Annotated in this window: 25 protein-coding genes and 2 other annotated features; of the genes, 23 read left to right on the forward strand and 2 right to left on the reverse strand. The window is 43.5% G+C overall.

The annotated features are described in order from the left end of the window. Positions 1-136: 136 nt before the first annotated feature. From hflK to EV146_RS14060, 20 genes are all read left to right on the forward strand, one after another. Entirely contained in the window at positions 137-1147 is a 1011-nt protein-coding gene (hflK, locus tag EV146_RS13970; RefSeq protein WP_132007255.1) for an FtsH protease activity modulator HflK, read from the forward strand. Next, the gene (gene hflC / locus EV146_RS13975; RefSeq protein ID WP_132007258.1) at positions 1140-2075 is read left to right on the forward strand and encodes a protease modulator HflC; all 936 of its coding nucleotides are present in this window, start codon (positions 1140-1142) and stop codon (positions 2073-2075) included. Before hflK ends, hflC begins: the two co-directional genes overlap by 8 nt. Before the next feature lie 125 nt (positions 2076-2200). Beyond that, positions 2201-4831: a DNA polymerase I gene (polA, locus tag EV146_RS13980; protein ID WP_132007263.1), complete on the forward strand. Its 2631-nt coding sequence runs from the start codon at positions 2201-2203 to the stop codon at positions 4829-4831. An 18-nt stretch (positions 4832-4849) separates the two neighbouring features. Further along, positions 4850-5674, forward strand: coding sequence for a DNA-formamidopyrimidine glycosylase (gene mutM / locus EV146_RS13985; protein WP_132007266.1), 825 nt, complete (start codon positions 4850-4852; stop codon positions 5672-5674). Positions 5675-6048: 374 nt separating this feature from the next. Continuing rightward, a complete protein-coding gene (locus EV146_RS13990) occupies positions 6049-10014 on the forward strand; it encodes a 5'-nucleotidase C-terminal domain-containing protein (protein ID WP_132007269.1) in 3966 nt (1321 codons plus the stop codon). A gap of 191 nt (positions 10015-10205) precedes the next feature. After that, positions 10206-10841, forward strand: coding sequence for a sporulation membrane protein YtaF (ytaF, locus tag EV146_RS13995; protein WP_132007272.1), 636 nt, complete (start codon positions 10206-10208; stop codon positions 10839-10841). A 17-nt stretch (positions 10842-10858) separates the two neighbouring features. Next, entirely contained in the window at positions 10859-11467 is a 609-nt protein-coding gene (gene coaE / locus EV146_RS14000) for a dephospho-CoA kinase (protein WP_132007275.1), read from the forward strand. Between the two features lie 146 nt (positions 11468-11613). After that, the gene (locus EV146_RS14005; protein WP_132007278.1) at positions 11614-12645 is read left to right on the forward strand and encodes a glyceraldehyde-3-phosphate dehydrogenase; all 1032 of its coding nucleotides are present in this window, start codon (positions 11614-11616) and stop codon (positions 12643-12645) included. 344 nt (positions 12646-12989) lie between these two features. Beyond that, complete coding sequence (gene speD, locus EV146_RS14010; protein ID WP_132007281.1) at positions 12990-13370, forward strand: adenosylmethionine decarboxylase; 381 nt, start codon at positions 12990-12992, stop codon at positions 13368-13370. 88 nt (positions 13371-13458) lie between these two features. After that, the gene (locus EV146_RS14015) at positions 13459-13863 is read left to right on the forward strand and encodes a hypothetical protein (RefSeq protein WP_121611471.1); all 405 of its coding nucleotides are present in this window, start codon (positions 13459-13461) and stop codon (positions 13861-13863) included. A gap of 120 nt (positions 13864-13983) precedes the next feature. After that, positions 13984-14445 carry a transcriptional regulator NrdR gene (gene nrdR, locus EV146_RS14020; RefSeq protein WP_121611472.1) on the forward strand — a complete coding sequence of 154 codons (462 nt, stop codon included), beginning with the start codon at positions 13984-13986 and terminating at the stop codon, positions 14443-14445. A 121-nt stretch (positions 14446-14566) separates the two neighbouring features. After that, positions 14567-15973, forward strand: coding sequence for a replication initiation and membrane attachment family protein (locus EV146_RS14025; protein WP_132007284.1), 1407 nt, complete (start codon positions 14567-14569; stop codon positions 15971-15973). 5 nt (positions 15974-15978) lie between these two features. Further along, complete coding sequence (dnaI, locus tag EV146_RS14030) at positions 15979-16911, forward strand: primosomal protein DnaI (RefSeq protein ID WP_121611473.1); 933 nt, start codon at positions 15979-15981, stop codon at positions 16909-16911. A 148-nt stretch (positions 16912-17059) separates the two neighbouring features. After that, entirely contained in the window at positions 17060-17926 is an 867-nt protein-coding gene (gene ytxC, locus EV146_RS14035) for a sporulation protein YtxC (RefSeq protein WP_241993918.1), read from the forward strand. A gap of 5 nt (positions 17927-17931) precedes the next feature. After that, positions 17932-18099 (forward strand): hypothetical protein, encoded by a 168-nt coding sequence (locus tag EV146_RS27590; RefSeq protein ID WP_199232685.1) that lies wholly within the window; start codon positions 17932-17934, stop codon positions 18097-18099. Positions 18100-18328: 229 nt separating this feature from the next. After that, a complete protein-coding gene (thrS, locus tag EV146_RS14040; protein WP_132007287.1) occupies positions 18329-20260 on the forward strand; it encodes a threonine--tRNA ligase in 1932 nt (643 codons plus the stop codon). Positions 20261-20385: 125 nt separating this feature from the next. Then, positions 20386-20516 (forward strand) — a sequence feature (ribosomal protein L20 leader region). Between the two features lie 118 nt (positions 20517-20634). Then, positions 20635-21138 carry a translation initiation factor IF-3 gene (gene infC, locus EV146_RS14045; protein ID WP_121611475.1) on the forward strand — a complete coding sequence of 168 codons (504 nt, stop codon included), beginning with the start codon at positions 20635-20637 and terminating at the stop codon, positions 21136-21138. Between the two features lie 17 nt (positions 21139-21155). Further along, positions 21156-21356: a 50S ribosomal protein L35 gene (rpmI, locus tag EV146_RS14050; protein WP_121611476.1), complete on the forward strand. Its 201-nt coding sequence runs from the start codon at positions 21156-21158 to the stop codon at positions 21354-21356. A gap of 37 nt (positions 21357-21393) precedes the next feature. Further along, on the forward strand, positions 21394-21753 hold the full coding sequence (gene rplT / locus EV146_RS14055) for a 50S ribosomal protein L20 (RefSeq protein ID WP_132007290.1): 360 nt from the start codon (positions 21394-21396) through the stop codon (positions 21751-21753). Between the two features lie 60 nt (positions 21754-21813). Continuing rightward, a complete protein-coding gene (locus tag EV146_RS14060) occupies positions 21814-22092 on the forward strand; it encodes a DUF1294 domain-containing protein (protein WP_309136098.1) in 279 nt (92 codons plus the stop codon). Between the two features lie 48 nt (positions 22093-22140). Here the strand turns inward: EV146_RS14060 and EV146_RS14065 are convergent, their stop codons facing one another. Continuing rightward, the gene (locus tag EV146_RS14065; protein ID WP_132007293.1) at positions 22141-22533 is read right to left on the reverse strand and encodes a sigma-w pathway protein ysdB; all 393 of its coding nucleotides are present in this window, start codon (positions 22531-22533) and stop codon (positions 22141-22143) included. Between the two features lie 106 nt (positions 22534-22639). Between EV146_RS14065 and EV146_RS14070 the strand changes: the two genes are divergently transcribed. Both EV146_RS14070 and EV146_RS14075 read left to right on the forward strand, forming a co-directional pair. Next, a complete protein-coding gene (locus EV146_RS14070) occupies positions 22640-23131 on the forward strand; it encodes a dUTP diphosphatase (RefSeq protein ID WP_132007684.1) in 492 nt (163 codons plus the stop codon). A 71-nt stretch (positions 23132-23202) separates the two neighbouring features. Next, positions 23203-24282: a M42 family metallopeptidase gene (locus tag EV146_RS14075; RefSeq protein ID WP_132007296.1), complete on the forward strand. Its 1080-nt coding sequence runs from the start codon at positions 23203-23205 to the stop codon at positions 24280-24282. A gap of 82 nt (positions 24283-24364) precedes the next feature. On the opposite strand, the gene sspI is transcribed toward EV146_RS14075, so the two are convergent. Beyond that, a complete protein-coding gene (gene sspI, locus EV146_RS14080) occupies positions 24365-24577 on the reverse strand; it encodes a small acid-soluble spore protein SspI (RefSeq protein ID WP_132007299.1) in 213 nt (70 codons plus the stop codon). A 117-nt stretch (positions 24578-24694) separates the two neighbouring features. Here sspI and EV146_RS14085 point away from each other — a divergent pair, with 117 nt between their 5' ends. Then, positions 24695-25450: a TrmH family RNA methyltransferase gene (locus tag EV146_RS14085; protein WP_132007302.1), complete on the forward strand. Its 756-nt coding sequence runs from the start codon at positions 24695-24697 to the stop codon at positions 25448-25450. Positions 25451-25520: 70 nt separating this feature from the next. Further along, positions 25521-25761, forward strand: a binding site (T-box leader). Positions 25762-25775: the final 14 nt, after the last annotated feature.

Consider the following 25775-nt stretch of genomic DNA (forward strand, 5'->3'; position numbering starts at 1 on the left):
CTTCATCCAAGATTACGAAAAAAGGACGCGAGCAGACCCCGCTCGTGTCTTTTTTTCTTTGTTTCCATTTTATTGAAACCTTTCAGCCGCATTTACCGTATTAACGCTATAGAGAAAACAGAAAGAAGGGGTGTAAATGATGAGTTTAAGGAAAGTGTATATCATCACGGGAGCAGTGATCCTGACTGTTTTCCTGGGACTGGTCGCCTTCACTACCTGGTATACAGTGGATGAATCCGAACAGGCAGTCATTCTGACATTCGGAAAAGTTGAGGATGGGATTAATGAACCTGGGCTTCATTTTAAGCTGCCTTGGCCAATCCAAAGTGTAGAAAAGCTATCAAAGGAAACTTTCAGCCTCCAGTTTGGTTATCAGCAGGAGGATGGGGAGATAAAAGAGTTTCCTGATGAAACGAAAATGATTACAGGGGATGAAAACATTGTCCTTGCCGACATGGTTGTTCAATGGAAAATAACTGACCCGGAGAAATATTTATTTAATTCAAGTGATCCGAAAGAAATTTTATATGATGCAACCTCCGCTTCAGTCAGAAGCATTATCGGAAATTCAAAAATTGATGATGCTCTAACATCAGGTAAGGCAGAGATTGAGGCTGAAGTGAGGGAGCTTCTAGCACATTTAATTGAAAAGTATGATATTGGCATATCGATTCTGGCAGTCAAGCTACAGGATGTTGAACTTCCTAACAGTGATGTGAGAAAGGCATTTACAGACGTAACAGATGCCAGGGAGACAATGAATACGAAAATCAACGAAGCCAATAAATACAGAAACCAAAAAATCAATGAAGCCCAAGGGGAGAAAGATGCGCTTATCTCCAGGGCACAAGGTGATAAGGCTGCCAGGGTTGAAAGGGCTCGCGGAGACGTCGCAGTATTTAATGAATTGTACAGTCAATACAAAAATAGCCCTGAAATCACGAGACAGCGGCTTATTATTGAAACTCTGGAACAAGTACTTCCGGGGTCTGAAATATACATTATGAATGATGAAGGCAACACTCTCAAATACTTCCCGATCCGCCCGCTTGAAAAGGCTCAGCCGCAAACAGGGGGAGAAGGGAACAGCGAAAATACAGAAGGGAGCAGCGAGAACACAGAAGGGGGCAAAGAAAAGAATGGCTGATGAAAATATTATCAATATGAATGAAAGAGGAAAAAATCATTTCAGCTGGCGCAAGTACACAAAAATGGGCATTTTCTTTATTGTCCTGATTGCTCTGTTCGTCTTCATAGCTACTAATCTATTCATTGTCAGAGAAGGGGAATTTAAAGTAGTCCGTCAGTTTGGGGAAGTAGTAAGAATTGAAAGTGAACCCGGGTTATCCTATAAAATTCCTTTTATCCAAAGTGTAACGACATTGCCAAAGTACCAAATGACCTATAATGTCTCCCAGGCCGAAATCAACACAAGAGATAAAAAACGTATTTTGATTGATAACTATGCAATATGGAAAATCGAGGACCCTAAAAAGATGATTTCCAATGCCCGTACGGTTGAAGCGGCGGAATCACGGATGGAAGAGTTTATCTATTCCGTCATCCGGACAGAACTCGGCCAATTAAACTATGATGAAATCATAAATGACGAAAAATCGTCCAGAGGTTCATTGAATGACAGGGTAACCGACCAGGTAAATGATTTGCTTCAAAATGACAACTACGGGATTTCGGTTACAGATGTCCGGATGAAACGTACAGATCTTCCTGAGGAAAATGAAAAATCCGTTTTTACGAGGATGATTTCCGAACGTCATTCTACCGCTCAGGAATACTTATCAAAAGGAGATGCTGATAAAAATCGTATTGAGGCTAAAACGGATAGAGAGGTGAGTGAAATCCTCGCAAAGGCAAAAGCGGATGCCGAGAAAATCCGGGGGGAAGGAGAAGGGCAGGCGGCCAAAATTTATAATGAGGCCTTTTCAAAAGATGAGGAATTTTATTCACTGTTCCGCACCCTGGAGTCCTATAAACAAACGATCAATGGTGATACTGTAATCGTTCTGCCTTCGGATTCCCCTTATGCGAGGCTACTGATGGGATACACAGAATAAAAAGCTAATAGGGAGATTCTCCTGAGCTTAAAAAAAGACCGTTATTTTTCTTTCTATTATTTCTCATGTTAGAATATAGGGAGAAAATAACGGTCTTATTTTGGCAGAACAATAAGGAGGAGACTATGGCTAAAAAACTTGTTCTTATAGATGGAAACAGTATTGCTTACCGTGCTTTTTTTGCGCTTCCATTATTGAATAATGAGAAGGGTGTACATACGAATGCCGTTTATGGTTTTACAATGATGCTGATGCGGATACTTGAGGATGAAAAGCCCACCCATATGCTTGTTGCCTTCGATGCCGGAAAAACAACCTTCAGGCATGCCACCTTCACTGAATATAAGGGCGGAAGACAAAAGACACCACCGGAGCTTTCTGAACAATTTCCGTTTATCCGTGAGCTGCTGAAAGCGTATGGTGTCCCGCGATATGAACTGGAAAACTTTGAAGCGGATGACATTATAGGAACCTTATCAACCTTGGCGGAGAATGACGGTTTTGAGGTAAAGGTCATTTCGGGAGACAAGGATTTAACTCAGCTAAGTTCAGAAAGCACGACAGTAAGCATAACGAAAAAAGGAATAACGGAAATTGAAAATTATACACCAGAACATATAAAAGAAAAATATGGATTGGTGGCCGATCAGATTGTTGATATGAAGGGGCTTATGGGTGATGCCTCCGATAACATTCCGGGGGTTCCCGGTGTTGGAGAAAAAACGGCAATTAAGCTGTTGAAGGAATTTGGCACACTTGAAAACCTGCTTGAATCGCTGGAACAGGTAAGCGGGAAAAAACTTCAGGAAAAGCTGCGGGAGTATAAAGACCAGGCAGTGATGAGCAAGAAGCTGGCCACGATAACCCGCGAAGCCCCAGTCAAGCTGGAGCTCTCGGAGCTTGAATATGAGGGATATCAAACGGAAGAGCTCGTGAAAATCTTTAAAGAACTCGGCTTTAATTCGCTTTTGGATAAAATTGGATCCGAGGAATTGTCTGAAGATACAGAGCTTGACGAGATTGATTTTATGATTCCTGAGGAAATTACTGAGGACCTGTTTACAGAGGATAGTGCTTTTTATGTTGAGATTCTCGAAGATAACTATCATTATGCCGAGATTATCGGCTTCTCGGTTGCCAATTCAAAAGGAAGTTTTTATTTGCCAGCAGACAGAGCTATAAAATCGGAGGCTTTTAAACAGTGGGCAGAGGATGAGACCAGGAAAAAGACCGTTTTTGATGCCAAGCGGTCGGAGGTATCTCTTCGCCACAAAGGCATCCATTTAAAAGGAGCGGATTTTGATGTGTTCCTCGCTTCCTATATTATTAATCCCTCCGAGTCTGCAGATGATCTGGCAGCGGTAGCCAGGCTGCATGGATACCCGCAGCTTCAGTCAGATGAAGCCTTTTATGGGAAAGGGGCCAAACGCCATATTCCTGAAGACGAAAAACTTGCGGAGCATCTCGCGCGAAAAGCCCTCGCCATTTTCGAACTTAAAGACAAATTGTCAGAGGAATTGCACAAAAATGAGCAGTATGCGCTGTTCGGTGAACTGGAAATGCCTCTATCTCTCGTACTTGCCGACATGGAATTCCTTGGGGTAAAGCTTGATATGGACAGGCTCCGCAAAATGGGCAGTGAGATAAGCGGGCAGCTGGAGCAAATCGAAAAAGAAATTTACCGCCACGCAGGCGAAAGCTTTAATATTAATTCTCCTAAACAACTGGGTGTCATTCTCTTTGAGAAGCTCGGACTGCCGCCGCTGAAAAAAACAAAAACGGGTTATTCCACCAGTGCGGATGTTTTGGAGCAACTGGCACCAAAACATGAAATCATTCAGGAAATCCTGCATTATCGCCAGCTTGGGAAGCTGCAATCAACCTATATCGAGGGCCTGCAGAAGGTTGTCAATCCCAAGACGGACAAGGTGCACACACGCTTTAACCAGGCGCTTACCCAGACAGGCCGTTTAAGCTCAACAGATCCAAATCTGCAAAACATTCCTATCAGGCTTGAAGAAGGAAGGCGAATCCGCCAGGCTTTTGTTCCATCAGAAGAAGGCTGGGTCATATTTGCAGCCGATTATTCTCAAATTGAATTAAGAGTGCTTGCCCATATCGCCGGAGATGAGAAATTGATTGAGGCATTTCAAGAAGACCTGGACATTCATACCAAGACAGCGATGGAGGTATTTCATGTTAAGGCTGATGAAGTAACATCGAATATGCGCAGACATGCCAAGGCGGTCAATTTTGGAATTGTATACGGAATCAGTGATTATGGGCTCTCTCAAAGTCTCGGAATTACAAGGAAAGAAGCGGGTGAATTTATTGACCGCTATTTAAAGAGCTACCCTGGTGTAAAAGATTATATGGATGAAATCGTTCAGGATGCCAAACTAAAAGGGTATGTCTCTACGCTGCTCCAACGAAGGCGCTATATACCTGAAATTACCGCTCGAAACTTCAATGTCAGAAGCTTTGCTGAACGGACTGCAATGAATACCCCTATCCAGGGAAGTGCAGCAGATATCATAAAGAAAGCAATGATTGAAATGGCAGACCGGCTTAAAGCAGAAGGTCTTCAAACCAGGCTGCTCTTGCAGGTCCATGATGAACTGATCTTTGAAGCACCGGAGGATGAAATTGAAAAGTTGAAGGAAATCGTGCCAGATGTAATGGAGCATGCCGTGGAATTAAAGGTTCCATTAAAAGTGGATTATGCTTATGGTCCAACCTGGTTTGATGCAAAGTAAAACACGGAGGGGAACAGCTTGCCAGAACTTCCTGAAGTAGAAACAGTCAGAAAAACGCTTGAAACCCTTGTTATTGGTAAAGAAATCAAGGATGTCTCCATTTTTTGGCCCAAAATGGTCAAGAAGCCCGAAATAACGGAACAATTTTCCGATGCTCTCCGCGGCCAGACGATCTTGGAAATGGGCAGGAGGGGAAAATTTCTTATTTTTTACACAGAAAAGTATGCTCTTGTTTCCCATCTAAGGATGGAAGGCAAGTATGGTGTCTATTCTGGAGAACTTCCTTTAGAAAAACATACTCATGCCATTTTCCATTTTACAGATGGCACGGAACTGCGCTATAAAGATGTCCGCAAATTTGGGACCTTTCATCTTTATGAAAAGGGGACTGAATTTGACGAGCCTCCTTTGGCCGGGCTCGGCCCTGAACCATTCTCGGACACTTTTACGCTGCGGGGACTGACAGAAAAATTACGAAAAACGAACAGAAAGGTCAAGCCGGCTCTGCTTGATCAAAAGGTACTAGTCGGGCTAGGCAACATTTATGTGGACGAAGCTTTGTTTAGGGCCAGAATCCATCCTGAGCGGGTGGCATCTTCATTATCTGATGAGGAGATTGCCTTGCTGCATTCAGAAATAGTCAAGACCTTGGCCGAGGCAGTTGAAAAAGGCGGCAGCACAATTCGTTCTTATATTAATTCCCAAGGGCAGATTGGCATGTTCCAATTGGAGTTAAATGTATATGGAAGAAAAAACGAGCCATGTAAAGTATGTGGGACGGAACTCGAAAAAATTGTTGTTGGCGGCCGTGGAACCCACTTTTGCCCCAATTGCCAAAGCTAAACTGAAAAAGAAGACTCTTGCATGCAAGGGTCTTTTTTTTTGTGACTATTTACATGATTCTTTTTCCTTAGCAGGAATTTACGATTAGGAAAAAAGTTGTGAAAATAGTAATAATTATGTAAACAATCGGAAAATGGATAGAACTGTGTTTATTTTTATCCTAAAATGTAGAAAGCAAGTGATCGTTTTGTGAAGAAATAACGTCGGGGGCGACAAAAAACAGGGTGAAGGGAGGCTGTACAGTAAAGGATAGCTTAACCTGGGCAGAATACGGGTTATATTAATGTCCAGACCAGGTTTGCCATTTCAGACTTTGTACAAGCTCTAGCAAGGATGACACCAAACTAAAATGAATATGCAGGAGGAAATGGGCATTGAAAATTTTAAAAAGACAATGGTGTATTGTAACCGCAGTATTAATACTCGCCGCGAGCTATATCATTCCTTTTATACCGAAGGCCAGCGCCGCTGAGCCACTCACAGTTGCTGAAGCTATTGAGAATAACTCGGGGAGTGCTACCGTAAAGGGATATATTGTTGGATATACCAAAGGCACTAGGAGCTATCAGTTTGCCGGACCTTTTGATGGAGCTACTAATATAGCGATTGCTGACAGTCCGGATGAAAGAGATCCGGCAAAGATCCTGCCGGTTCAGCTGCCATCTGGGGGACTCCGCGATGCCTTTAATCTTCAATCTAATCCAGGGAACTTAGGAAAAGAAATCCTTGTAACTGGAACTTTAGCTGCTTATTTTACCGTTCCTGGTTTAAAGAGTCCTACTGCCATAAACTTTGCTGGAGATGCAAACGATAATTGTGAACCAGTGGAACTGCCAGAATATGATGGAACGGCAGGACTTGGCATCCATGATATCCAGGGGGAAGGTCATAACTCTCCATACAAAGATCAGAAAGTAAAAGGTGTTGAGGGCATTGTCACACATGTCGTGAATGCAAGTAATTTTTATATGCAGAGCCTTAGCCCAGATGATAATCCGAATACGTCCGAAGGGATTCTTGTCTATAAACCTGTACACAATGTAAGAGTCGGAGACCAGGTGCTGGTAAATGGACTTGTAAAAGAATGGGTTCTTGATGGGTATGACGAAAAGCTAGAAACGGATCTTGCCATGACAGAAATCAATGCGCAGACCGGGGCCGTTTCAAGGCAAGCCTGCGAACAGGAACTGCCTGAACCAGTGATTTTAGATAAAGATTCCATCCCAGCACAAGTGGTGGACAATGACCAATTTGGAAGCTTTGATCCAGGCGAAGATGGAATTGATTTTTATGAAAGCCTTGAAGGAATGCGAGTTGCGCTGGAAAAGCCAACCGTTGTTGGACCACAAAAGTATGGGGAGATCCCTGTGATCCTGGGACAGGTTGAAGGGAAGCCTTATACGGATGCGGGGGGGACCATTCTTACTGCCGAGACCTCAAATCCCGAAAGAATGCACATTCTGACGGAAGACCGTAATTTCGTTGCCAAAACAGGTGATCAATTTAATGGCACGGTTACAGGGGTTGTTTCCTACAGCTTCAGCAACTTTAAAATTTTGACGCAATCCTCCGAGCTTCCCAAGCTGCTTGAAGGAAGCAATGAACGCGAGGTGCTTGAGCTTGAAAAAGCAGAGGACAAGCTGACGGTTGCGAGCTACAATGTTGAAAACTTTACTGCATTAGATGAAGCGAAAATGAACAAGATTGCGGCATCGATTGTGGCTAATCTTAAAACCCCGGATATCATTGGACTGGTGGAGGTACAGGATAACGACGGTTCAAAAGACAGTGGAACAGTGGATGCCTCCGCAAACTACGAAGGGCTAATCAAAGCGATTAAAGCGAACGGCGGGCCAGCCTATTCATGGACAGATATTGCACCTGAAAATAAGCAGGACGGAGGCCAGCCAGGCGGTAACATCCGCGTAGGATTCCTCTTTAATCCTGAACGGGTTAGCTTGAATGAAGCTCCAAAAGGCTCGGCAACTGAAGCTGTTGCGTATCAAAATGGTTCATTAACACTTAATCCTGGTCGAATTGATCCAACAAATTCAGTATTTGAATCCAGCCGGAAGCCATTGGCTGCAGAATTTACTTTCAATGGTGAAGAAGTGATTGTCATTGCCAACCACTTCAATTCCAAGGGTGGAGACCAGGCGATCTTTGGCAAACATCAGCCGCCAGTCCTGGGCAGTGAAGTACAGAGGATTGAAATTGCCAAAATCGTGAACGGATTCGTGACCGACATTTTGGCCGACAATGACGATGCAAATGTAGTTGTTTTAGGGGATTTAAATGACTTTGAATTCTCCAAGCCAATCACCGCCTTAAAAGGTGATGTTCTGCAAAACTTAGTAGAAACAGTCCCTTTGGCAGAACGCTACACTTATAATTATCAGGGAAATGCACAAGTGCTCGACCATATCCTCGCAACAAACAACATGGCTGCTGGAGCCGAAACTGACATCGTTCATTTGAATTCACAATTCATGGATCACCATGGACGAGTCAGTGACCATGATGCTGTCGTTTCACAATTTGATTTTAATGCTGAGAAGGAGCCGTACGAGCTATCCATCATGCATGTTAATGATTCACATGCTCATGTTGACCAGTACCCTAGATTGTTCACAGCTGTAGATGAAGTGCGTGCCCAACATCCGGATGCACTCCTTTTGGATGCTGGAGACGTATTTTCAGGAACGCTGTATTTTAATCAATATCTTGGAAAAGCTGATTTAGAATTTATGAATCTACTGGGCTACGATGCTATGACATTTGGAAACCATGAATTCGATAAAGGTTCAGCTATTTTAGCTGATTTTATTAATGAAATGGAATTTCCGATGCTAAGTGCAAATGTCAATGTCGCCAATGATCCAGAACTCGGTCCGCTGTACAGGAACGAAATCAGTGCTGAAGCTGAAGGAGGCGCCATCTATCCTGCGATTATTAAAGAAGTGGATGGAGAGCAAGTAGGGATTTTTGGGTTAACCACTCCGGATACAGCCTTCCTTGCCAGTCCTTCTGAGCATGTAGTGTTCGAGGATGCAGCGGATAAAGCTGCACAGACGGTCGCTGCTCTTGAAGCCAAAGGTGTGAATAAAATTGTCGCTCTTTCTCATCTTGGCTATGGACCGGACAAAGAGCTAGCCACTGAAGTGGAAGGAATTGACGTGATTGTCGGCGGCCATAGCCACACGACCCTTGCTGCGCCCGAAGTTATTGAAAAAGAGGAGCCAACCGTCCTCGTTCAGGCAAATGAATACCTAAAATATTTAGGGGTTGTGGATGTCACATTTGATGAAAATGGTGTTGTAACAGCAAATGAAGGCGAACTTCTCGATCTGGCAAACTTTGAAGAAAATGCAAGTGTGAAAGCTAGAGTGACGGAACTGTCTCAGCCATTGGAAGAATTGAAACAAACCGTTGTAGGCAGGTCGGATGTTCCTCTTGATGGTGAGCGTGCCAATGTAAGGACAAAAGAAACCAATCTCGGAAACCTGATCACTGATGCCATGCTGGAAAAGGCCAAAACAATGGTTCCTGAAACGGTGATCGCCCTCCAAAATGGCGGCGGAATCCGGGCATCGATTGACCAGGGCGATGTAACTCTTGGAGAAATATTAACTGTACAGCCATTTGGGAACCTCCTGGTAACTCTCGACCTCACCGGCAAAGAAATCTATGAAGCTTTGGAACACAGCGTAAGCAATGTGGAAAATGCGGCAGGTGCCTTCCTGCAAGTTTCTGGGGTAAAGTTTAAATATGATCCGGCAAAACCTGCCTATGACCGAGTATGGTCTGTGGAAGTTCAGACAGATAACGGTTTCGAGCCGATTGACCTTGTGAAAACTTATACTGTGGCAACAAATGCGTTTACAGCGGATGGCGGCGACGGCTATACCATGTTTAAAACTGCCAAGGATGAAGGACGCATCAATGAACTGCTGATTGTAGATTATGAGATTACAGCAGAATATATTGAAAAGCACAGCCCTGTTTCAACCGCGGTAGAAGGCCGTATTGTTGCTGGGAAAGAACAGCAGCCTGAACCGCCAAAAACAGTTGAGGATGTAATGGGTGATCTTGAAGACCAAATGGATGTATTTGCAGCAAGAGGTGAACTGAAGGGTGCTTTGTTATCCCAGTTAACAAACTCTCATAAACAGGCCGAGCACCACTTGAATAAAGGATCTGTTAAAAGTGCTGTTAAATTCATGAACAAATATGTTGATCAGCTCAATCAGAAATCGCAGCAGAGTAAAATCTCTGCTAATGCTAAGGAAAGCCTTTCAGCAAATGCGGAGTTAGTGATTGAACTTCTGGAAGACAAGTAAGTAAATGGATTTTGTTTTGACATCGGCCGCCTTTATTCCTAAAGGCGGTTTGTTTTGTTGCTTATTGATTTTCCTCCCATTATGGTAAACTATGGGTAGATATTTCTGTTCAGGCAGTTTCGATTCCCGCTTAACCTTGGATAGGCTTCTTCCATATACTAATGTAGCGATTGACAGGAGGGAGCTTATTCATGGTTCAGTTTGCATCACTGCTTTTACTTGCTTTCGCTGTCAGTCTTGACAGTTTTAGCGTAGGGTTCACGTATGGGCTCAGGAATGTAAAAATACCGTTAAAATCCATACTCACGGTGGCCATTTGTTCAGCAGGGGTTCTGATGATTGCAATGACGATCGGGCATTTTCTGGAGAGAGTGCTGCCGGGGCATTGGACCGAGAAAATCGGCGGTCTCTTATTAATCCTTATTGGAGCCTGGGTCTTATATCAGTTTTTCCGTCCCGAAAGAACCGGACAAACCGAGGATGATGAGCGGATCTTGATCAATTTTGAAATACAATCGCTGGGTATTGTCATTAACATCCTGAAGAAGCCCATGTCAGCCGATTTTGACCGCTCAGGAACGATTACAGGAATCGAAGCGATTATGCTTGGGATGGCTTTGTCCCTTGATGCGTTTGGGGCTGGAATTGGAGCTGCTATGCTCGGCTTTTCAGCGATCTCGCTTGCCATTGCTGCATCGCTCATGAGCTCGATTTTTGTATATGGCGGGATGAAGATCGGAATCCTGTTCTCGGGCTACAGCTGGGTACAAAAGCTAAGCTTCCTGCCAGGATTGCTGTTAATAATTGTTGGGATTTTTAAACTCTAAGCGGAAAGGATTGAAATATGTCGTTAACAATAGGATTGACCGGCGGTATTGCAAGCGGAAAGAGCACTGTATCTAAGATGTTTGCACAGATGGGAATTACAGTGATTGATGCCGACATTGAGGCCAGGCTTGCAGTTGAAAAAGGAGAAAAAGCATACAATGACATAGTCCAATATTTTGGAGACGAGATTCTTCACCAGGATGGTTCGATTAACCGGGCAAAGCTCGGAGCCATTGTTTTCAATAACGATGAGAAGAGGCAGGCACTAAATTCCTTTGTGCACCCTTCCGTCAGGAACAGGATGCTTGCAAAAAAAGAACAGGCTGAGAAGGAGGGGGAAGCCGTCATTGTCCTTGATATTCCTCTGCTGTTTGAAAGCAACCTCCAATACATGGCTGACAAAGTAATCCTGGTATATGTCGATGAATCAACCCAGCTGCAGAGATTAATGAAACGTAATGGTCTTAGTGAGGAAGAAGCACGTGCACGGATAAGCTCCCAAATGCCTCTTAAGGACAAGATAAAGCTTGCGGACTATGTGATCGATAATAACGGGAGCGTTGAAGAAACTGGGAGGCAATTAAAACAAATTTTAGATAAGTGGGACGTAGAGAGAGCCGAATAAGGTTCTCTTTTTTTAGGAATAATGGACTGTATAGCAATATATTTTAAAATAAGTATGTTTTATTATCGCCAAAATAAACAAAAGTGTTATACTAATCGTATTAAAAGGTGGTTTTGAATAACGTTAATATGAAAGGGGCCATAATTATGAAGGCAAGAGTTGCGATTAACGGGTTCGGAAGAATTGGGAGAATGGTATTCAGGAAGGCTATTCTTGAAAATGACCTTGAGATTGTCGCGATCAACGCAAGCTACCCGGCAGAAACGTTAGCACATCTCTTAAAATATGATTCTACCCATGGGAAGTTTGAAGGAGATATAACTGTTGACGACAACGCCTTGATCATAAATGGAAAGAAGGTATTACTGTTAAGTAATCGAAATCCCCAGGAGCTACCATGGAAGAGTTTAAGGATTGATCTGGTCATTGAGGCTACAGGGAAATTTAACTCACGTGAAAAGGCCGGACTCCATTTGAATGCTGGTGCAAAAAAAGTGATTCTGACAGCCCCTGGGAAAGATGAGGATGTAACGATTGTGATGGGAGTAAATGAGGAAGCTTTAAATTTGCAGGAACACGATATTATCTCAAACGCCTCATGTACCACCAATTGTCTGGCTCCGGTTGTCAAAGTGCTTGACGAACAGTTTGGAATCCTAAATGGGTTAATGACAACAATCCATTCATTTACCAATGACCAGAACAATATCGACAATCCGCATAAGGATTTGAGAAGGGCACGTTCATGCGGTCAATCTATTATTCCGACTTCGACAGGTGCTGCGAAGGCGCTCTCAAAGGTGCTTCCTCATTTGAAGGGCAAGCTGCATGGCATGGCTTTAAGGGTACCAACCCCTAATGTATCGCTTGTTGACTTGGTGGCAGACCTGAAGCGTGAGGTGACCGCGGAGGAGATTAACGAAGCTTTCCTGGCGGCATCCCGCGGTACGCTAAAGGGTATACTTGATATTTGTGCAGAGCCGCTCGTTTCAACCGACTTTAATACAAACCAGCATTCCGCGATTATTGATGGGCTTTCAACCATGGTAATTGGTACCAATAAGGTAAAGATCCTGGCTTGGTATGACAATGAATGGGGTTATTCCTGCAGAGTGGCTGATCTGGCGAAACGCGTTGCCCACGATATGTTTCTTGTAGAAAAGGTGAAAGTCGGTTAACCTAGCAGACAACAATGAATTCCCGTCCTGCCTGTTTTGGCAGGATTTTTTACGTTTACAGTGAGCTTGACACAGGTTACCTTTAATCGCCCGTTTATGACCTCGAGAACTAGTTTTTTTTACAGATTAAGGGGGAAATCGGGTTTCCAAAATGATAAAACGCTATGTTGCAAAACAAATATAAAGCAAGTATACTAGTCATCGTGAACTTCTTCATTAAGGTAAACATTAGCTGCTTAAAGGGTTAGGACCTCTCAGGACTAACTTTCCCCCGTGGTAGTTATATACCATTGGAAATGAGAATTTCATTTTTGTAGCTAAATAAGTACAAGGGGGAAATGAATATGGAAACTATGGGACGTCACGTTATTTCCGAGTTATGGGGATGCGATTTTGATAAGTTAAATGATATGGATTTTATTGAGAAAACTTTTGTTGGGGCGGCATTAAAGTCAGGTGCTGAAGTGCGGGAAGTCGCATTTCATAAATTTGCGCCACAAGGAGTAAGTGGAGTTGTCATTATTTCAGAATCCCATCTAACTATACACAGCTTCCCGGAACATGGATATGCCAGCATTGATGTTTATACATGCGGCCATCTAGATCCCAATGTTGCAGCTGATTACATTGCTGAAGCTTTGTGTGCCCAGACTAGGGAAAACATTGAATTGCCCCGGGGTATGGGACCGGTCCAAATAAAACAGGGACAAGCGAAAGCGTTATAAAAAATATAACCATTTAACGAGAGGTGTAGAAATACACCTCTTTTTCGTATATATTTAAAGTAAATATATTTAACGGGGGAACAAAAGCATGTCTTTTTTTCGATCAATCGCAACAAGATACAGGAAACAATGCGAGACTAACGAAACCCATTGGGATGAAGAGCTGAGAACCAGGTATTATAAAGCCAATTTTAATCAAATGTTTCAGTCGGTTGAGCAAATTCTTCAAGAGGGGCAATCTTATAAAATCACGAGTGTTTCCAAGGATCACGGTGAAATTTCAGCTGAAATCAATTCTGGATTCCCAATCTTCCTGATTGCAACCATTATTACTGTGAAGCCTTACCAAACTGCAGTCGATTTTCACCTGTCAACTGAAAGATTTTCCATTACCGGAGCAGGACCGGTATTAAAAAAGGAAGTTTTGCGCTTGTATGAAAAACTTGGGCAGGCTCATACCTACATTGGTGCAGGAAAGACAGGAAAGGCATAGTCCTGCTGCTTGTACAGGGCTTTGCTTTTTAATAAGATATAAACAGAGGCAAGAATTAAAATTGAAGAATTAAAGGTGAAAAGTTCACATATTCGAGAAGTCCGGAGCTGAGAAAGTGATATGAAATGTCCAACTTGCAATAACAATTCGACCCGCGTCCTTGATTCACGTCCGGTTGATGAAGGCAGATCGATACGCCGTAGAAGGGAATGCGAAGCATGTTCGTATCGATTCACTACTTTTGAGAAAGTTGAAGATATCCCTTTGATCGTTGTGAAAAAAGAGGGAACGAGAGAGGAGTTTAACAGGGAAAAGCTGTTGAGGGGCCTGATTAAAGCGTGTGAAAAGCGTCCTGTAGCCCTGAAGGAGCTTGAGGATATCGTTTCGGAAGTGGAAAAAGAACTTCGTCACCATGGGATTTCGGAAGTCAGAAGTGAAGACATTGGCGAGATGGTGATGGACAGGCTGGCAAAGGTGGATGAAGTAGCATATGTAAGATTTGCGTCTGTTTACCGCCAATTCAAAGATATTAATGTCTTTATAGATGAATTAAAGGAACTGATCAAGAAAGAGCAATCCTGATGGAGCTGAAGGGTAAACCTTGGCTCTTTTTTAACTTGCCGAAAAGCTTTGGGATGCAGTTTGCATCAGGCTTTATATGGCAGGTCCCTCCTAATTTTGCTTGAAGAAAGGTATGAAGGAAATGGCAAATCATTGGCAGGAGTTGCTGCCTGTTGATCAATATGTGGTATCCTCGAGCGGCATTTTGCATGAATATGACCGGAAGGTGCTGACATTTTTATATCAGCCGCTGATTGGTCCAGTCTGCTTAAGTCTGTACATGACTCTCTGGACAGAACTGGAGGAAAACCGTCTTTGGTCCGCTCCAATGTCCCATCACGGATTAATGAGCATTCTGGATATGAATTTAAAGGATATTTACCATGCGAGGCTGAAGCTTGAAGCAATGGGGCTCCTTAAAACATATGTGAAAAATGGGGATGAGCAGAGGTCCTTTATCTATTCACTCCAGCCGCCGTTGACTCCGGAACAATTTTTCCTTGATGGAATTTTAAATATATATTTATACCGTAAAGTCGGGAAAAATCAGTTTGCGCGTCTAAAGCGTTTTTTCAGCGACAAGGCTGCCGGGCATCAAAAAGGATACGAGGAAGTGACCCGGGCGTTTCCCGATGTTTTTTCTTCCATGTCACCGGATGCATACCAATACCATAGTGATACAGGTCCAGATCTTGAACCAGATAACGGCCAGGTTTTCATCGGCCGCAAGGAACCCTCTGAAATTCAAATTGAGCCGGCCAACTTTAATTTTGAACTTCTTTCCGCTGGTTTAAAGGAATCACTGGTTCCGAATAAAGCGATGACGGTTAAGGTAAGAGAGGCTATCAGCAATCTTTCCTTCCTTTATGGGATTGATGCAATACAAATGAAGAATATTGTTTTGAGTGCACTGACTGCGGAAAATGATATTGATATTGAAGAGCTTAGGAAAGCCGCTCGTGACTGGTACCAGTTTGAGCATCAGGACCAGCTTCCGCAGCTGATTGACCGCATGCAGCCTGTCCAGCTGAGGGGCGCGGCCGATCCACCTAAAACAAAGGAAGACGAGCTCATTTATTACCTGGAAACAACTTCTCCGCGGCAGTACCTGCTCGATTTGTCAGAAGGAGCCTCTCCTTCCAAAACCGATCTCCAGATCATTGAGGATGTGATGTTTAAACAGAAGCTTCAGCCTGGAGTCGTGAATGTTTTGATTGAGTATGTTATGCTCAAAACGGATATGAAGCTAAATAAAGGCTATATCGATAAAATTGCCGGCCATTGGGCCAGGAAGCAAATAAAGACCGCCAAGGATGCAATGGAACTGGCAAAAAAAGAACATCGCCAATACTTGCAATGGGCTGAGGAGAAAAAAACACGTCCTGCTGCATCAAAGGGAAAAACGATTCGAAAGGAAGTCCTGCCGGATTGGTTTGAACAGAAAGCAGGTCCTGCACCCATTGACAATAATAATGAAGATGATTTTGATTTTGAACAGGAAAAGAAGAAGCTTGAAGAAGAACTGAAGGAATTTAAACAAGGGAGGTGACAGCTGTGCAAAACATAAATGATACGCTAAGAAAACTTGCCAATAATCAGAGCTTCAAGAAACGTTACGAGGCCATTAAAGAAAAAGTGCTTGAAGACCCTTATGTGAACGATTTTTTGCGGGAGCACGAAGGGCAGATTACCAGCGAGATTCTTGATAAAAGCCTCATGAAGCTATATGAGTTCACCAATCAAAGCAGGGGCTGCGGCCAGTGCAGCAGTCTGGACACCTGTAAAAATATGATTCAGGGATATGAACCCATTCTGGTTTTTAACGGCAGCTTCATAGATGTGAAATATGACCGCTGTGCCAAGAAAATAATGCATGATGAAAAACAGAAAAACGAACGATTGATTGGAAGTTTATTTGTGCCCAAAGAAATTCTGAAGGCTTCCCTGGGAGATATCGAGCTCGATGACAAGGGAAGGTTCACTGCAATCAAAATGGCAAGGGACTTTGTAAAGAACTACCAGCCAGGCGAAAGACAGAAAGGGCTGTTCCTCCACGGGCCTTTCGGGACGGGCAAATCCTATTTGCTGGGCGCTGTTGCTAACGAATTGGCCAAAAGACAGGTTAGTTCTCTCCTTGTATATGTGCCTGAGCTGTTCAGGGAAATGAAAAACGCAATTGGAAATAATTCAGTGAACGAAAAGCTGGAGGTTATCAAAAAGGCGCCTGTGCTAATGCTTGATGATATAGGGGCTGAAACAATGAGCAGCTGGGCAAGGGATGAGATACTGGGCCCTGTGCTTCAATTCAGGATGATGGAAAACCTTCCGACCTTCTTTACTTCAAATTTTGACATGGAGGGCCTCGCCCACCATTTAACCCATAGCCAGCGAGGCGAGGAAGAGCAGCTGAAAGCCGCCCGGATTCTTGAAAGAATTAAATATCTGGCAACACCGGTCAAAGTAGAAGGGAAGAATCGAAGAGTATAAGCAAAAGCCGCAGGCCTTAGGGATGCGGCTTTTTCTCTGGAAAATAATTATTTTAAGGAAAATGAGACTGTGTACGTCCAGGTGCTTCTAAATTGAGCGGGTCCCCCATATATTAAATCAGGAGATTTTAACATGAGGGGGGATATGGTTGATTGAAATCATCTTCCAAAAAGACTGGGATGGCCGTTGTATGTACAGGCATATAATGGAACGGTTGTCGGCTTTCCCGGCTCAAACCGGAAAAATCCTTTTTGACGAAGAGCGAAAGAAACTCAGAATCCATACAGATGATTTGCCGAAAGAGGCTTTTTATACAATCAAGGAAGGCGTTTATGAGTTCATAGTCATAAAAAAACGTGATGACTGGTTCAGGGGAATTTTATCGGAGCGTTTTTTCTATCAGGATACAGGCGAGCAGGACCAGATCCTCGACATTATATATTCGGTTATTGAAGGGCATCGGGAAGATCTAGCCTCATTTGTGACCGGTCCGGATGAAAAAGGATATGTACTGGAAGCAATCAATGAGATCTTTAAGGGAAGCATCAGCTTTTCATTTGACTCGTTTGTGATGTTCCGGCTAAAGCCGTTTCTGGATGTGCTCCGGAGTTTTGTGGAAATAGCCATTGATGAATACAAACTGGAGCAGGACTATCAAATGTTCATTCAAACCTTAAGAGAGTTTCTATGCGGCAGAACCCCGCTGCACGAGCATGTACATTTAAAACTGGACAATGAGACGGTCTTTTTTGATTCTGATTTTATGGAGATCAAACGAAGCGAACTTGTTAAGGGGATTGACCGCAAACTTTTGGGGAACCACCCTGTCTACGTGGATTCGGTGACAATTGCTCCCCTCCTCTCGATGGCACCTTCAACCATCTATTTATATACCGACGAGCCAGAGCAGCCGCTTGTCAGGACGATTGGAAATATATTCGAGGAACGTGTGAAATTGTGCCCTCTTAAGGCATTTCAAAGGAATAATGGACATTCAAATGAAAAAGTCCAATAGCCCACTTGATTTTCAAAAGATTACAAACTATAATAACCTACATAATAAGTGAATCAAGCAAATGTAATGATGAGGACATGGGCTATCTTGATGGGTTTCCAGAGAGGGAAGGCAAGGCTGAAACCTTCCCAGCACCAGAGATTGAGCTTACCACCTCTGAACTTCAGCTGTGAACACCTTAGGGTTTATAACTGCTGACGGCAGCCGCCGTTATCTCAACCAAGCCGTTTTTAACATGTTTTATTTTAAACGGGAAATTGGGTGGAACCACGTGGAATCAAACTCGTCCCTTTCTTAAGGACGGGTTTTTTTGCATTTTTTTAACAAAAAATTGGAAAGAAGTTCGCCAGGACAGGCTAAATCACTGTCCGGAGATTCTCGAACTATCAGGAGGCAGACATTATGGCAGATATCATCAAAATATCATTCCCCGACGGAGCAGTAAAAGAGTTCCCTGCCGGTACAACCATTGAAGACATCGCAGCATCCATCAGCCCAGGGTTAAAGAAGAAGTCGATTGCCGGCAAGGTCAATGGAGAAATGTATGATTTAAGGCGGCCGATTGAAACAGATGGAGCCATTGAAATCATTACTTCGGATCGGGAGGAGGCTCTCGAAGTCCTTCGCCACAGCACGGCCCATCTCATGGCTCAAGCAATCAAACGTTTATATAAAAACGTCAAGCTTGGAGTGGGCCCTGTCATTGAAGGCGGCTTTTATTATGATATTGATTTGGAACAGTCCCTCACACCCGAAGATTTGCCCTTAATCGAAAAAGAGATGGCAAAGATTGTAAATGAAAATCTTGACATCATCCGGAAGGAAGTCAGCCGTGAAGAGGCCATCCAGCTTTATAAAGAAGTTGGGGACGAATACAAGCTTGAATTAATTGAGGCCATTCCGTCAGATGAAGCCGTCACTATTTACGAGCAAGGCGATTTCTTTGATCTTTGCCGGGGCGTTCATGTACCGTCAACCGGGAAGATTAAAGAATTCAAGCTATTGAATATCGCAGGTGCTTATTGGCGCGGAAACAGCGACAATAAAATGCTTCAGCGTATTTACGGGACAGCATTCTTTAAAAAGGATGAATTGAAAGAACACCTTCGCCTGCTTGAAGAAGCAAAAGAGCGTGACCATCGAAAGATTGGGAAAGAGCTGAATTTATTTACCAATGCCCAGAAGGTAGGACAGGGATTGCCGATGTGGCTTCCAAAAGGTGCTACCATCCGCAGGATCATCGAACGCTATATTGTGGATAAGGAAGTCAGCCTTGGCTATGATCACGTTTATACCCCAATCATGGGAAGTGTGGATCTCTATAAAACCTCCGGCCACTGGGACCACTATCAGGAAGATATGTTCCCGGTAATGGATATGGACAACGAACAATTGGTGCTGCGTCCGATGAACTGCCCGCACCATATGATGATTTATAAGAACGGAATCCATAGCTACAGGGAATTGCCAATCCGGATTGCAGAGCTTGGTACCATGCACCGCTATGAAATGTCCGGAGCTCTTTCCGGGTTGCAGCGGGTTCGCGGGATGACATTAAATGACGCCCATATCTTCGTCCGTCCTGATCAAATCAAGGAAGAATTCAAACGGGTGGTTGAACTGGTGCTTGAAGTTTATAAAGACTTCGATTTAAACGATTACTCTTTCCGTTTGTCCTATCGGGACCCCGAGGACAAGGAAAAGTATTATGATGATGATGAAATGTGGGAGAAAGCTCAAAGCATGCTCAAGGAAGCCATGGATGAGATGGGCCATGATTACTTTGAAGCTGAAGGGGAAGCAGCTTTCTATGGTCCAAAGCTTGATGTCCAGGTTAAGACTGCACTTGGAAAAGACGAGACTTTATCGACTGTACAGCTCGACTTCTTGCTGCCGGAGCGTTTCGACCTGACTTATGTAGGGGAAGATGGGAAACAGCATCGGCCAGTCGTCATTCACCGAGGTGTCGTTTCGACAATGGAACGGTTTGTTGCCTTCCTTATCGAAGAATATAAAGGTGCATTCCCAACATGGCTTGCTCCGGTCCAGGCTCAGGTTATCCCTGTGTCACCTGATGTGCATTTTGATTATGCCAAGGAGGTCCAGGATAAATTAAAGGCAGCCGGATTCCGCGTTGAAATGGACAGCCGGGATGAAAAGATCGGTTATAAAATCCGTGAGGCACAGATGAAGAAAATCCCTTATATGCTGGTTGTCGGTGACAAGGAGATTGAAGACAATGCTGTCAATGTCCGTAAGTATGGAGAACAAAAGTCGGAAACAGTCAGCTTTGTAGAATTTCTCGATGCTTTCCGGAAAGATGCTAAAAAATAACTAAAAGGTATTGCGTCTTTGTTCAGGATAGGTTACAATACTAAACGTTGCAGGAAAACCTAGTGAATCGTTTGACATAGTATTCACGTTGTGATATAGTTACAAAGGTAGAATTGAATACGGTTTGTGGAAAGAAGAAGCACCCGCTTCTCACCTGGTCGACGCAAAAAGCAGTTGGCAGGTATTACGTAAACGACTATTAATTTGGTATGGTTTCGTAAAGTGTGGGTGTATAAGCCCACACTTTTTTATTGCGAAAAATGTGTTCAGCTGTAGTGGATCAGCGTGAGGGGCTGGTACTATAGCATGCGATATTCTTTACCCAAACATAGTATTCTTATATAACCTGGAGGTGGCTGACTATTAGCAAAGACATGCTGTTGAACGAGGGCATCCGTGCCCGTGAAGTTCGTCTCATTGACCAAAATGGCGATCAGCTAGGAATTAAATCAAAAATTGAAGCGCTTGAGATCGCTTCTCGTGTGAATCTTGATGTTGTCCTTGTGGCACCGAATGCGAAACCACCTGTAGCCCGGATCATGGACTATGGAAAATTTAAATTCGAGCAGCAAAAGAAAGACAAAGAAGCACGTAAAAATCAAAAAATCATCAACATTAAAGAGGTGCGCCTCAGCCCGACAATTGATGAGCATGACTTCAATACGAAGCTTCGCAATGCCATCAAGTTTCTCGAAAAAGGCGATAAAGTAAAAGCATCGATCCGTTTCAAAGGTCGTGCGATCACGCATAAGGAAATCGGCCAGCGTGTATTGGACCGTTTTTCAGCAGCGTGCAAGGAAGTTGCTACTGTTGAATCCCATCCTAAAATGGACGGACGTAGCATGTTCCTGGTTTTAGCCCCTAAAAACGACAAGTAACGAGGAGGAAGTCCCTAATGCCAAAAATGAAAACTCACCGCGGCGCTGCAAAGCGTTTCAAGAAAACTGGATCAGGCAAGCTTAAGCGTTCCCATGCTTATACAAGCCATATGTTCGCTAACAAATCCCAGAAACAAAAGCGTAAGCTTCGCAAAGGAGCAGTCGTTTCTTCAGGCGATTTCAAGCGTATCCGTCATCTATTAGACAACATTAAGTAATCTCGAGGTATCTCGATTTATATAGGAGGGAAATTACATGCCACGTGTTAAAGGCGGTACAGTTACGCGTAAGCGTCGTAAAAAGGTAATTAAATTAGCAAAAGGTTATTATGGTTCAAAACATACATTATATAAAGTAGCTAACCAGCAGGTCATGAAATCTCTGCAATATGCATTCCGTGACCGTCGCCAGAAAAAGCGCGACTTCCGTAAGCTTTGGATCACTCGTATCAACGCGGCAGCACGCATGAACGGTCTTTCTTACAGCCGTTTAATGCATGGCTTAAAGCTTGCTGGCATCGAAGTGAACCGCAAAATGCTTGCTGAGCTTGCTATCAGCGATGCACAAGCATTCACTGAACTAGCAAATGCTGCTAAAGCACAATACAACAAGTAATAATAGATAAAGGCCATTCTCTAGCGGGAATGGCTTTTTCTTATAGGAGGGAAGAGACAAGTGGAAGGGTTATATGTATGGATCCTCGGAATGCTCTTACTGAATGGCTACGGTTTTTATCTAATGGGGAGCGATAAAAATCGGGCAGTGAAAGGCCGCTATAGAATAAGCGAGAAAACTCTGTGGCTGACTGCCCTGTTTGGTGCTGCTGCCGGGATGACGATCGGAATGCAGTTCTTTCGCCACAAAACCAGGCATCTGCAGTTCAGACTGGGATTTCCGGCCCTGGCAGTCATCAACTTTGCTGTCTTTGTCTACATTATGAATCTTCTATACTAAAAAACACCGCCTGATAATCTCCATTTTCAGGCGGTGTTTTTTACTGCCCTATAATTCAGGCTGTTTCTCCATGAATTCCTTTACTGGACTTTTCCAGCTGATGGCAGCGCCAGGATAAAGTTCATGAATTTCATTTTCAATGACCAAAAAGTCTTCGTAAGACAACCCTTTTAAAGCAGCAGAATTTTTAGGCCACATAAAAATGGAGACGACTTCAAACGCATATTCTGTGGTCCCTAAATACTTTTCCCCCTCAAACATGACCCCTTTATAAGTCACCAGGAAATTCTTCCGGACATTTTCCTGGTCGTCCAATAAAAAAAAGCGCTTTTGTTCGTGGGCAAGTTCCAGCTTTCTTTTTGGATGAAGCAAATACCTCACAGTGCGGTATAGCAGGAAAATAATAGAGGCAAATAGAATGAGGCGCAAAATCCATAGCATAAAGGTTCCTCCATTACTCATTTTCCTAATCTACGTGTTACTTCCCTGAATAGTTTCAACTTATTGTAAATTGAATTATAATTTTATATAGAACAGGAGGAAGATGATGAACACAGAAAAGCTGTTTACCATGCAAAAAAATCTTGATCGCCATATTGAGGAAAAGCACGGCCTGGCTAGTGAAGATTTATTTGGCCGCAAAATACTGGCATTATTGGTAGAGCTGGGGGAACTTGCGAATGAAACAAGATGCTTTAAATTCTGGAGTACGAAAGCACCCTCGGAAAGACAGATCATTTTAGAAGAATTTGTGGATGGAATTCATTTTATTTTATCACTGGGAATAGAGTGCAGTTTTACCGCACCGGAATACGGGAACGGCGTGACACTGTCAAACCATTCCGTATATGAACAGTTTCTCGTCGTTTATGGAGCTGTAACGAGCTTTCAATTGACTAAAGCAGAGAAACAGTACCATTACTTGTTTTCCTCCTATATGGAGCTTGGAAAAATGTTAGGTTTTACTCCTGAGGATATTGAACAGGCATATATAGAGAAAAATGAAGTAAATTATGAAAGACAGAGAAAAGGGTATTAAGGTAACTTTGTACTTTCGGAATCTGTTTTTGTATAATGAAGTCACTACTAATTATTAAGGGAGTCGAAATAATGGCGAAATTGGATGAAACCCTGACAATGCTGAAAGATTTGACAGATGCCAGAGGAATTCCTGGCAATGAACGAGAAGTGCGCGAAGTAATGACGAAATACATAGCTCCATATGCAGATGAAGTTACAACAGACGGCCTTGGAAGCCTGATTGCGAAACAGGGAGAAAACGGTCCTAAAATCATGGTGGCCGGCCATCTGGATGAAGTTGGATTCATGGTTACGAACATTGATGAGAAAGGATTCCTTCGTTTTCAGACAGTTGGTGGCTGGTGGTCCCAGGTTATGCTGGCCCAAAGAGTAACAGTTGTAACCCGCAAAGGGGACGTGACAGGCGTTATTGGTTCCAAGCCCCCTCACATCCTTTCCCCAGAGGCAAGGAAAAAGCCTGTTGAAATTAAAGACATGTTCATTGATATTGGAGCGGTAAGCAAAGAAGAAGCTGAAGAGTGGGGAGTTCGGCCGGGAGACATGGTGGTCCCTTATTTTGAATTTACCGTCATGAACAATGAAAAAATGCTCCTTGCCAAAGCCTGGGATAACCGGATTGGCTGTGCCATAGCCATTGATGTCATGAGGCAGCTGAAGAATGAGAAGCATGAGAATATTGTTTATGGCGTTGGAACCATCCAGGAAGAGGTAGGCCTTCGCGGTGCCCGTACTTCTGCACAGTTGATTCAGCCTGACATCGCCTTTGGAGTGGATGTTGGAATTGCGGGAGATACCCCGGGTGTTTCCAATAAAGAAGCAATGGGTAAAATGGGCGATGGCCCGCAAATCATTTTATATGATGCCAGTATGGTTTCCCATAAAGGGCTGCGCGAATTTGTAACAGATGTGGCGGATGAATTAAAGATTCCGTACCAGTTCGATGCCCTGCCAGGAGGCGGAACGGATTCAGGAGCAATCCATACATCAAACAGAGGAGTGCCATCCCTTTCCATTACCATTGCCACTCGTTATATCCATTCCCATGCAGCGATGCTCCATCGTGACGATTATGAGAATGCGGTAAAGCTGATTGTTGAAGTGATTAAACGTCTTGATAAAGAAACTGTAGACAGAATTACGTATGAATAGGGAATGGAGCCGCAAGTGCGGCTCCATTTTTTAATACCATATCGCGGAAATGAAAAATCCTCCAGCAATGGAGGATTCGTCCTTACTTATTTTTAAGCCCGTCTTGGAGCATTTGAAGCATTTCCTGCTGATCACTGGCAGAAGCATTTTGCCAGATAACTTCAAAAAGGACACCGAGACCAGGAAGCATCTTTTCCTCTCCATTCTGGATTGCGTCCACTATGGTATCCTTGAGTTCATCCTGTGTATTCCCGGAAACATTTTGAATAATAGCATGGCGAAGGTTCAGATTCATCAATACAAACTCCTTTCTTTTGTTAACTACCGTTAGGATAAACAATATTGGTTTTATTATGTATTTATTTTGCGTTATAATAAGAAAATTGATCATTCACTAGAAGGAGTGTCCTTGTTGAAATATATTCAATCTGCGGCGAACCCGATGGTCAAGCAGTGGAAAAAACTGCTGTCCAGAAAAGAAAGAAACAAGTCAAAAACATTTATCATAGAAGGTTTTCACCTAGTTGAAGAAGCCCTCAAGAGCGAAGCGGACGTTGAAACAATCATCGTTAGCGAGACGATTGAGATGCCTCAAACCTTCGATTATGGAGCAGTCCCTGTCGTAACGGTAACTGAAGAGATTGCCGGCATGCTGGCTGATACTGAAACGACTCAGGGGATATTTGCCATTTGCCGCCAGCCGGCTTTTGACATCAAATCCGGAGAGTCATTTTTGCTTATCGATTCTGTTCAGGATCCAGGCAATCTGGGGACCATGATCAGGACTGCGGATGCAGCCGGTCTTGATAGTGTGGTCATAGGGATGGGAAGTGTGGATATCTACAACCCAAAAGTGCTTCGATCGGCACAGGGAAGCCATTTTCACTTGCCTGTAATCGCTGGCGATCTTCACGAATGGGTAGATAATTTGAATCAACAGGAAATCCCTGTCTACGGTACGGCGCTTGAGAATGCCTCCATTTTCAGCGAGGTTCCTGCCGGGGGGCCGTTTGCACTGCTGGTCGGCAACGAAGGCAGTGGAGTAGATCCAGGATTACTGGCGAAAACGGCGAAAAATCTCTATATCCCGATTTATGGCAAAAGTGAATCATTGAATGTGGCGGTAGCAGCAGGAATCCTCCTATATTATTTTAAAACGCCCAAATAAGTTTATTTTTTATAAAATTGTTTGATACTGTTGAATAGTTATACTATAATAAACAGCAAAAATACCATTAATAAAAGCATTGACGGAGAAGAGTAGCTGGCCAGAGTCCATCCAGGGAGAAAATGCCAAAGACTGGGAGCATTTTCATGGAAAGGCAAGTGAAGTTCACCTCCCGAGCTGGCATCGGGACCATCCGAATGGGTGTAAAGGTGCCCCGGCATATGCCGTTATCCGAATGAAGTGAACAGTGATACATATTTGTATTGCCTGTTAAAAAGGGTGGTACCGCGAAACCAGACTTCGTCCCTTTATAGGGATGGAGTCT

This window comes from Mesobacillus foraminis (assembly GCF_004340465.1).
GTDB classification, from domain to species: Bacteria; Bacillota; Bacilli; order Bacillales; family Cytobacillaceae; genus Mesobacillus_B; species Mesobacillus_B foraminis.